General features: G+C 57.9%; 10 protein-coding genes. 6 read left to right on the top strand and 4 right to left on the bottom strand.

The genetic code is table 11. From position 1 onward, the window contains the following. The coding region (locus Q0721_RS04365) for a tRNA uridine(34) 5-carboxymethylaminomethyl modification radical SAM/GNAT enzyme Elp3 (RefSeq protein WP_299025909.1) at positions 1 to 1,479 on the top strand (1,479 nt) is incomplete at its 5' end. Here the strand turns inward: Q0721_RS04365 and amrS are convergent. Genes amrS through cobS form a run of 4 tightly spaced genes read right to left on the bottom strand, consistent with a single transcriptional unit; the run spans position 1,470 to position 4,267 of the window. Continuing rightward, a complete protein-coding gene (gene amrS, locus Q0721_RS04360; protein ID WP_299025906.1) occupies positions 1,470 to 2,597 on the bottom strand; it encodes an AmmeMemoRadiSam system radical SAM enzyme in 1,128 nt (375 codons plus the stop codon). The two genes, Q0721_RS04365 and amrS, sit on opposite strands and share 10 nt — an antisense overlap. A 56-nt stretch (positions 2,598 to 2,653) precedes the next feature. Then, positions 2,654 to 3,202 carry a bifunctional adenosylcobinamide kinase/adenosylcobinamide-phosphate guanylyltransferase gene (gene cobU / locus Q0721_RS04355; RefSeq protein ID WP_299025903.1) on the bottom strand — a complete coding sequence of 183 codons (549 nt, stop codon included), beginning with the start codon at positions 3,200 to 3,202 and terminating at the stop codon, positions 2,654 to 2,656. A gap of 27 nt (positions 3,203 to 3,229) precedes the next feature. Further along, complete coding sequence (locus Q0721_RS04350) at positions 3,230 to 3,490, bottom strand: hypothetical protein (protein WP_299025901.1); 261 nt, start codon at positions 3,488 to 3,490, stop codon at positions 3,230 to 3,232. 36 nt (positions 3,491 to 3,526) lie between these two features. Beyond that, positions 3,527 to 4,267 carry an adenosylcobinamide-GDP ribazoletransferase gene (gene cobS, locus Q0721_RS04345; protein ID WP_299025898.1) on the bottom strand — a complete coding sequence of 247 codons (741 nt, stop codon included), beginning with the start codon at positions 4,265 to 4,267 and terminating at the stop codon, positions 3,527 to 3,529. A 63-nt stretch (positions 4,268 to 4,330) separates the two neighbouring features. On the opposite strand from cobS, the gene Q0721_RS04340 reads away from it, so the two are divergent. The 5 genes from Q0721_RS04340 (at position 4,331) to mutY (ending at position 8,320) form a co-directional block, all read left to right on the top strand. Next, positions 4,331 to 4,978 (top strand): hypothetical protein, encoded by a 648-nt coding sequence (locus tag Q0721_RS04340; protein ID WP_299025895.1) that lies wholly within the window; start codon positions 4,331 to 4,333, stop codon positions 4,976 to 4,978. Between the two features lie 13 nt (positions 4,979 to 4,991). Next, positions 4,992 to 6,194: an MFS transporter gene (locus Q0721_RS04335; RefSeq protein ID WP_299025892.1), complete on the top strand. Its 1,203-nt coding sequence runs from the start codon at positions 4,992 to 4,994 to the stop codon at positions 6,192 to 6,194. A gap of 69 nt (positions 6,195 to 6,263) precedes the next feature. Then, positions 6,264 to 6,911, top strand: coding sequence for an MBL fold metallo-hydrolase (locus Q0721_RS04330; protein ID WP_299025889.1), 648 nt, complete (start codon positions 6,264 to 6,266; stop codon positions 6,909 to 6,911). 11 nt (positions 6,912 to 6,922) lie between these two features. Next, positions 6,923 to 7,225, top strand: a complete 303-nt coding sequence (locus Q0721_RS04325) for a hypothetical protein (RefSeq protein ID WP_299025842.1) — start codon at positions 6,923 to 6,925, stop codon at positions 7,223 to 7,225. Between the two features lie 12 nt (positions 7,226 to 7,237). After that, entirely contained in the window at positions 7,238 to 8,320 is a 1,083-nt protein-coding gene (gene mutY / locus Q0721_RS04320) for an A/G-specific adenine glycosylase (protein ID WP_299025839.1), read from the top strand. The last annotated feature ends 68 nt before the right edge of the window (positions 8,321 to 8,388 follow it).

Raw genomic sequence — 8,388 nt, 5'->3', positions numbered from 1 at the left:
CCACTTGAAGGCGGCGGGTATTTGAACAAAGCCGCGCTGGTGGCGGCGTACGAGCAGATGGTCGCCAATGGATCTATGCAGGCAGATACGGCTTTGCTTGAACGCATCCGCATGAAGCCAATGCGCACGCTTTCCGGCGTGACCACGGTGACGGTGTTGACCAAGCCGTATCCCTGCCCCGGCAAGTGCATCTTCTGCCCCACCGATGTGCGCATGCCCAAGAGTTACCTGCCAGATGAACCGGGGGCTCAGCGGGCACTACAGAATGAATTTGACCCTTATCGTCAGGTGCGTTCGCGTTTGCTTTCCTATGAAGCCAACGGTCACCCGACGGATAAGATAGAATTGCTCATCCTAGGCGGCACGTGGAGCGTTTACCGCCATGATTATCAGGAGTGGTTTGTCAAGCGTTGTTTGGATGCGTTGAACGAAACCGATTCGGCGGACTTAGCCGAGGCTCAGCGGCGCAATGAGACTGCTCCGCATCGGAACGTGGGCTTGGTGATTGAGACCCGTCCGGACGAGATCACGCCGGAGGAGTTGCGCTGGCTACGCCATCTGGGCGTGACCAAGGTGCAGATGGGGGTGCAATCGCTGGATGATCGCATCTTGGCGCTTAACCGGCGCGGGCACACGGTGGCCGAGACCCTGCGCGCCGCGGCGCTCTTACGCGCTGCCGGATTCAAGATCGTGATGCATTGGATGCCGAACTTGCTGGGCGCCACCCCCGAATCCGACCGCGTTGATTTTGCCCGCTTATGGACGGATTTCTGTCCCGATGAGATTAAGATCTACCCCACTCAGTTGCTTGAAAACACCGAACTTTATGCTTATTGGCAACGCGGGGAGTATGAACCCTACTCAACCCAAACCCTGATTGACTTGATCGCCGACCTCAAGCCAACGATTCCCGAGTATTGCCGGGTTAATCGGGTGGTTCGTGACATTCCCTCCACCTATGTGGTGGCAGGTAACCGGCGCACTAGTCTGCGCCAGGATGTGCTGGCCGAACTGGCGCGACGTGGGCAGCAGTGTCGCTGTATCCGCTGTCGTGAAGTGCGTGATCGCCCGGTGTCTCCAGACCATTTGATCTTCAAGGATTTGACCTACCGCGCCGCCTATGCCGAAGAGCATTTCTTGCACTTTGTAACTCCAGATGATCGTCTGGCAGGTTATCTCCGTCTTTCACTGCCTCTCCCGGAGGCGCCGCGGCTCCCGTTTGCCGACCTTGCAGGCGCTGCCTTGATTCGCGAAGTGCATGTGTACGGTCAATCCCTGCCGGTAGGCGTAGAACAACGCGGCGCGGCACAGCACATTGGCCTGGGGACTCAGTTGCTTCAGGCAGCCGAAGCCCTGGCGCGCGCGCACGGATTCCGCCGTCTAGCGGTTATTTCGGCAATTGGGACGCGCCAGTATTACGAGCAGCGCGGTTTTGCCCGGGGCGAATATTATATGGTGCGAAGCCTCGCTCAGGGGTAAGTCAGGCGGCGCACCGGGCGGGGAAAGCCCCACGAATGCAGGCGCACCTCGCGCGGATCCTTGGGCCAGATGCCCGGAATCTTATGCCCGCAGTGAGGGCAGGTGCCTTCAGCGGTGAGACGGTAATCCAGGATGACGTAACCGCGCCGTTCGATCAGCAGGGTTTGGCATTGCGGGCAGTAGGTGTTTTCCAAACTGCCTACACGGCCGGGCAGGTTGCCGGCATAGACAAAGTGCAACCCGGCCTCTTGCCCAATCTCGGCAGCCCGTAGCAGAGTGCGCGCGGGGGTGGGGGGTGGCTCAGTCATTTTGTAGTCGGGATGAAAGGCGGTCACGTGCCAAGGGATATCGGGTGAAACCGAAACCAGGAAACGCGCCGCTTCCCACAATTCCTCCGGGCTATCGTTGAAACCGGGAATAACCAGCGTGACCACCTCTACCCACAACCCCAGGTCGTAGGCCATTTTGATCGTATCCAGAACATGTTGTAGCACGCCGCCCAACTGACGATATTGCTTGTCCTGCATGGTTTTGAGGTCTACCTTGTAGGCGTCCAGGTAGGGGCGCAAGTACTGCAATACCTCAGGAGTGGCATTCCCGTTAGAGACGTAGGCACAGAGCAGACCAGCCTCGCGCGCTTGCTTGAAGATGGCTACTGCCCACTCGGAGGTAATCAGGGGTTCGTTGTAGGACGAAACGATTGCAGCGGCGTCGGCGCGGCGCGCCAATTGCACCATTTCCTCCGGGGTGACCTCCAATAGGGATTCCACCGGAATGCCAGCAGCGGGGTCACGGAGGGTTTGTGAGGTGAGCCAATTTTGGCAAAAACTGCAGTGAAAATCACAACCCAGCATTCCAAAGGTAAGCGCATCACTACCAGGCAACACGTGGGCAAAAGGTTTCTTTTCGATGGGATCCACCTGTAAAGCCGCTACATATCCCCAAGGCACGTAAAGCACCCCATCCCGATTGAAGCGCACCTGGCAGATTCCGCGCCGCCCGGGTTTGATACGGCAGCGGTGGGCACAGGCGTAGCACTGCACCGTGTTATCTTCCAGGCGGGTGTAGAGCTCGCCAGGACGAGTCATGGCATCCAAACGGTCAGCCAGTGTGACCATTTCAGCCTCCTTTCCTCTGAATTTATTATACTGCTGGGGTCAAGGGATATGACGGGTTAACCCTTAAGACGCATCGGTAATCCTGCCACCATGAAGATAACCTCATCCGCTGCCGCGGCCAGGCGTTGATTAACGCTCCCCAGCAGGTCGCGGTAAAGCCGCCCCAAGGGGTAGGGAGGCACCAGCCCTAGCCCCACCTCGTTGGAGACGATGATCCACGTGGCCTGGCTGGCTTGGATGCATTTCAGCAAGGCATTGGTCTCACTCTGCACCAGCGCTTCAGCGGCGGCAGGTTCGAGTGGTTCGGGCAGGCTGAGCAACAGGTTGCTGACCCATAGGGTCAGGCAATCCACCAGGATGAGATCCGGTTGGGGCTGCCAAGTAGCAATGGCAGCAGCCAGGTGGCGAGGCTCCTCGAGCGTGTGCCAGTGGGAGGGGCGTGCAGCGCGGTGGGCGGCGATGCGTGTGGCCATTTCGTCATCGCCGGCCTCTGCCGTGGCTACAAAGAGCACAGAAGGCACGGCGTGGGCCTCGGCTAGATTCTGGGCATGGCGGCTTTTGCCGCTACGCGCTCCGCCTAGGATCAAGATCAAACGTGAGGCCATGGGGATTCTCTGCAAGAAGTAGGGGCTTCAATGCGTACAGGGTGTGGCAAAAATGACCCCGTCGTGATACAGGTTGGCCCAAGTATAAACTGGCCAAAAGGTCAGATCGAATGCCAAGCGCAGTGGCCAGGCAAAGACCCCTGGCTCAACGAACTCGCCGCGAGAGGCTTGAACTTGCCGGCATTGCGCTTGCGCGGTCTCCCAGCCCACGTGAAAGGCCAACCCCAGCACAAGGTAGACAATCAGCATGAAAAGAAGCAGGCGCCAGATTTTAGGACAAGTTTTCATGGGGTTCCTCCACCAAACCGTAAAGGCGAATCCGTCTCAAGAGAGGGCAAAGCCCAGCAGCACTGCAACCTCGCTTGTCTCAATGACCGCACCTAACACATCGCCGCTAATGCCGCCCAAGCGGCGTTGCGCCAGCCAACCCAGGGCGGCGCTGCTCACTGCAGCCAAGGGCAAGGCAATCAGGCTGTACCACCCCCCCACCGGGATCAAGAGCAACGGCAGTGGACTGCTCCACAGTAGGGTGCGTGGGGTCACAGCGCGTACGAAGGCCGCTCCCAGTCCTTCTGGACGGGCGGGAGGTAGCCGCCCCACCCACAGCACCAACCAACGCGCCCAGACCGGGGCTATCAGCAATCCCAGTGGATGCAGGTTGAGCACGGAAATCAACGCCGTGATCTTAAGCAATAGATGCAGCACCAGACCGATGATGCCGAAAGCACCCAGATGAGGATCTTTGAGCACTTGCCAGCGTCTTTCGGTAGGCAAGGGTGGAAAGAGCGCATCCCAGCAATCGGCCAGGCCGTCCAGATGCAGGAAACCGCTTAGGATTGACCAGGCAATTAGGGTGAGCACAGCGACCAACAAGGGTGAAAAAAACAGGCCGAGCACTTGGGCCAAAAGGAGACAGGCCGCGCCAAATAGCAGGCCTACCCAGGGGAACCAAGGTAGCGCATGTTCAAAGGCCGTCTCGGCGCGAGTGGAGGGCAGTGGCAGGCGGGTGAGAAACGCCAGGGCCAGCCGCAAACCCTGCCAGGGGCAATTGGGGGAGGAGGACACGAGAAACACAACTCCAGAAAAATGCGGGCGTGGCGGTAAAATTATACCCGGAGGTTAGCCTGGATGTCGGCATCGCGGTTATCGAAAATGGCAGTTCTTTGGCGTCCCTGTTGGATCATCGGCATGGCGGGGACTCTGGGGTTGATCGGGATAGCGACCATTTTGGGACCAACTGAGCGCGTGTTAGGTGCGGCGCTGCGCCTGGTGCTCTTGCACGGGGCATGGGTCTGGGTGGGCAAAGCGACCTATGCCCTGGCCGGACTGGTGGGGCTGGCCTTTTTACTGCTGCGACGATCTGCTTGGGCAGGTCTTTCTCAGGCGCTGGCGTGGACGGCTCTTTTGTTCTGGTCCACCTACTTGCCGATGTCCTTATATCTACAACTTCGCATTTGGGGTGGGGTGTTTTGGGAGGAACCGCGCTGGCGGGTGCCGCTGATGTTGTGGGGTGTAAGCCTGTTGCTCCAAGCAGCGGTATGGCTGATGCGTGAACCGCGCTTGGCGGCAGCCGTTAACGCAGGTTTTGGAGGACTGTTGTGGTGGCAATTGGGGAGGACTGGAACGGTGTTGCACCCCCAGTCGCCTATTTTTGGCGGGGATGCGCTGCACATTCAGTTGCATTTTATTGTGCTGGTGTTGCTGTGTAGCGGGCTGATGGTGCAGGTGGTGATTCTCCTCTGGCCGCATGCCCGCCGCTTATTTTATCCCGCTTAAACAGGATCGGATCATGAAGCGAACATCGTTTTCTTTAGGGGTGCAGGTCGGGCTTTTCACGCTGATTCGGGTGCTGATCAACACCAGTTACCGGATGGTGTATCCATTTTTCTCCTTCTTCCAGGGCGGGTTAGGGGTCTCCGTTGCCGCTTTCTCGTGGGCGCTGACTTTGCGGTCGTTCAGCGGCGTAGTGGGCCCATTGCTGGCTCCCCTGACCGACCGCTACGGCCGCCGGCCGGCCATGCTGGTGGGCATGGGTTTGTTCGTTTTGGGAAGTGGCATGGTAGCGCTCTTCCCGCGCTACTTGAGTTTTTTGATCGGCTTGTTTCTAATGGCCAGTGCCTACCAGATTTTTCTGCCGGCAATGCAAGCGTTTTTAGGAGACCGTGTGCCATACGCCGGTCGGGGGCGGGTGATGGGGCTTACCGAGTTGGGTTGGTCGTTGAGTTTCATTCTGGGCATTCCGGCGGTGGGCTGGTTGGTGGAACGGGTGGGGTTGTGGTGGGCACCGTTTGGGGTGTTTGCGCTGGGTGGGATGCTTTTGCTGGGGGTGCTTTTGCGAGTGGTGCCGCGTGATCCGCCGGGAGAACGGCACACAGCAGCGGTGTCGAGGCTACAGATTAATGGGCTGTTGCATTCGCCGCAGGTGCTGATCGGGTTGGCGATGGGGCTAGCGCTGACCAGCGCAAATGAAATGGTCAACCTGGTGTTTGGGCTGTGGTTGGAGGCGCAGTTTGCACTTCAACTGGCAGCGCTGGGGGCGGCCTCGATGGTCATCGGCGCCTCGGAATTATTGGGTGAGGGTATCTCTGCCCTATGGGTGGATCGTCTGGGCAAGGAGCGCGCTGTGGCAGTGGGGGTGGTGCTGAATAGCCTCTCGGCAGTGGTCCTTTTCCTTCTAGGCCGGACGATCGCCGGGGCGTTAATTGGGTTGTTCTTTTTCTACCTAACGTTTGAGTTTGCGCTGGTGAGTTTTCTGCCATTGATGTCGGGCACATTCCCTGCGATGCGGGCAACGGTCATGGCCGGGACGATTGCTGCTTTCTCGCTGGGGCGAGCGGTAGGAGCGTTGTTTGGGCCGCTGACTTATCAGATTGGTTTTGGCTTCAATCTAGGGGTAGCGATCCTCTTCAATACCTTGGCCCTGTTGGCGCTCAGGCGAGTATATGTTGCCGAGCCCTCCCCCGCGCTGGATGGGTGGGGAGGAGAGGATTAGCACCCGGTTGGCGCCAAGCCTAGCAAAGGATGCTTTATTGGTATAATCATACCGAACGTTGGAGGACGCATGGAAATTACCTGGTATGGTCATTCCTGTTTTCGAATTGTGGAACGCAACATGGCTACGCTGGTCACCGATCCTTATGATCATCGTACCGTGGGATATGCGCCGCTTAAACTCAAAGCCGATATTGTGACGGTGAGCCATGCGGCGCCGGGACATAATTACCTGGCCGCGGTCAAGGGCGAACCCTATGTGATTACCGGCCCGGGTGAGTATGAAATTGGCAGTGTATTCATTACCGGGCTGCAGACGAACGGTACCAAGAAATCGTTGGACGAACCGCGCAACACACTATATTTGATTGAGTATAATGGAATTAATATCCTTCACCTCGGCAACCTTAACCGTGTGCCTACCCAGGCGGAAGTGGAGTCCCTAGGGCCTGTGCACATTGTTCTGGTACCCGTAGGCGGAGGAAGTACGCTCAACGCTGCTAAAGCGGCGGAAGTGGTCAGCCTTTTGGAGCCCAATATTGTGATCCCAATGCACTACGCCACACCGGAAAGCAGCGTTAAACTAGATGGGTTGAATAAGTTTCTCAAAGCTATGGGTTTGAATGACATTAAACCGCAACCAACGTTGAAGGTTACCAATGTGAATGCCTTGCCTGAAGAAACGCAGGTGATTGTTCTGGAGTATCAGCATCATTAGAGGAGTTAGCCTTGGCCGTCAAGTTGTTGATGTCTTGGGATATCCGCCCTGATCGTGAGCAGGAATACTTTGAATTCGTGGTGCGCGAATTCATTCCTGGGGTACAGCGTTTGGGGTTTGAACTCAGCGATGCTTGGGCTACTGTCTTTGGGGATCATCCTCAAATCCTGGTAGGGGCCGTGGCATCCTCAGCCAGCAAGGCACGCCAGATCTTGCAATCGGAAGAGTGGAAGACCCTCAACAGCCAATTGCAGGATTTTGTCAAGAATTACTCCTTGAAAATTGTAGAAGCCCGAGGTGGTTTTCAGTTTTAGTATGGGGGCGCGGTGAGCGAACTGGCGCAGCGCTTGCTGGCCTGGTTTGACCAGAACGCCCGATCCCTGCCTTGGCGAGAGTCTCCGCCTGATCCTTATCGGGTGTGGGTCTCGGAGGTCATGCTTCAACAGACGCAGGTGGAGACGGTATTGCCCTATTTTCAGCGTTGGATGGCGCGTTTCCCTAACTTGGAGACGCTGGCCGCCGCCACAGAGCAGGAAGTGCTGCGTTTGTGGGAAGGATTGGGATATTACCAGCGTGCGCGGGCATTGCACCGCGTGGCGCAAATCCTCGTCCAGGAGTGGAACGGCCGTTTTCCGCAGCGAGCCGCTGAGTGGCAAACCCTGCCGGGAATTGGACCCTATACAGCCGCCGCAATTGCTTCCATTACCTTTGGCGAGGTCGTGTTGGCGCTGGATGGCAATGTGCGGCGGGTGCTGTCCCGCTTGTATGACCTGGACCTGCCAGTAGATAGCCCGGCAGGTGAGCGCGAATTGAAACGCCTGGGACAAGTGCACGTGCCCGCCGATCGCCCAGGTGATTTCAACCAAGCGTTGATGGATTTAGGGGCAACGTTGTGCCGTCCCCAGACGCCGCGATGTGAGGTCTGTCCGGTGGCAAGGCTGTGTCTGGCGCGAGCGCGTGGAACCCAGTCCCTCCGCCCTGTTCGGCGACGTGGGGGGGATGTTCCCCATTACACTGTGGCGGCAGCCGTCATCTGGCGCGGAGAGCGGGTGCTGCTGGCACAACGCCCGCCACAAGGATTGTTGGGGGGGCTGTGGGAATTTCCTGGGGGTAAACAGGAGCCTGGCGAGAGCTTAGAAGAGGCGTTGCAACGCGAGATTCGTGAGGAATTAGGCACCGTTATTACGGTGGGGGAGAAGGTGGGCGTCTTTCAGCATGCTTATAGCCACTTTCGAGTCACCTTGCACGCTTTTCATTGCCATCTGGTTGGTGAGGAACCCCAACCCTTGGAGGCTACGGCGTTGGAATGGGTCCCCCTGACGCACCTTGCCCATTACCCAATGGGAAAACTGGATCGTCAGATCGCGCAAGCCTTACTTCAGGCCCGTCCCTTGACTTCGGCGGATTAAGCGCTCAAGAGCCGTGATCGCGAAAATAGGGCACACCCTCGACCCCTGAATTATGTACAATATGTAAG

Origin of the sequence: uncultured Thermanaerothrix sp. (assembly GCF_938028735.1) — a bacterium.
Taxonomy (GTDB): domain Bacteria; phylum Chloroflexota; class Anaerolineae; order Anaerolineales; family Anaerolineaceae; genus Thermanaerothrix.
Note: the sequence above shows the minus strand (reverse complement) of the source record. Positions and strands in the feature narration are given on the sequence as shown.

What these genes read in the sequence shown, in the direction of transcription:
- Q0721_RS04330 (WP_299025889.1), top strand. Translation starts at nt 6,264, where the DNA reads ATGGAAATTACCTGGTATGGTCATTCCTGTTTTCGAATTGTGGAACGC.
- Q0721_RS04335 (WP_299025892.1), top strand. Translation starts at nt 4,992, where the DNA reads ATGAAGCGAACATCGTTTTCTTTAGGGGTGCAGGTCGGGCTTTTCACG.
- amrS (WP_299025906.1), bottom strand. Translation starts at nt 2,597, where the DNA reads ATGGTCACACTGGCTGACCGTTTGGATGCCATGACTCGTCCTGGCGAG.
- Q0721_RS04340 (WP_299025895.1), top strand. Translation starts at nt 4,331, where the DNA reads ATGTCGGCATCGCGGTTATCGAAAATGGCAGTTCTTTGGCGTCCCTGT.
- Q0721_RS04350 (WP_299025901.1), bottom strand. Translation starts at nt 3,490, where the DNA reads ATGAAAACTTGTCCTAAAATCTGGCGCCTGCTTCTTTTCATGCTGATT.
- cobU (WP_299025903.1), bottom strand. Translation starts at nt 3,202, where the DNA reads ATGGCCTCACGTTTGATCTTGATCCTAGGCGGAGCGCGTAGCGGCAAA.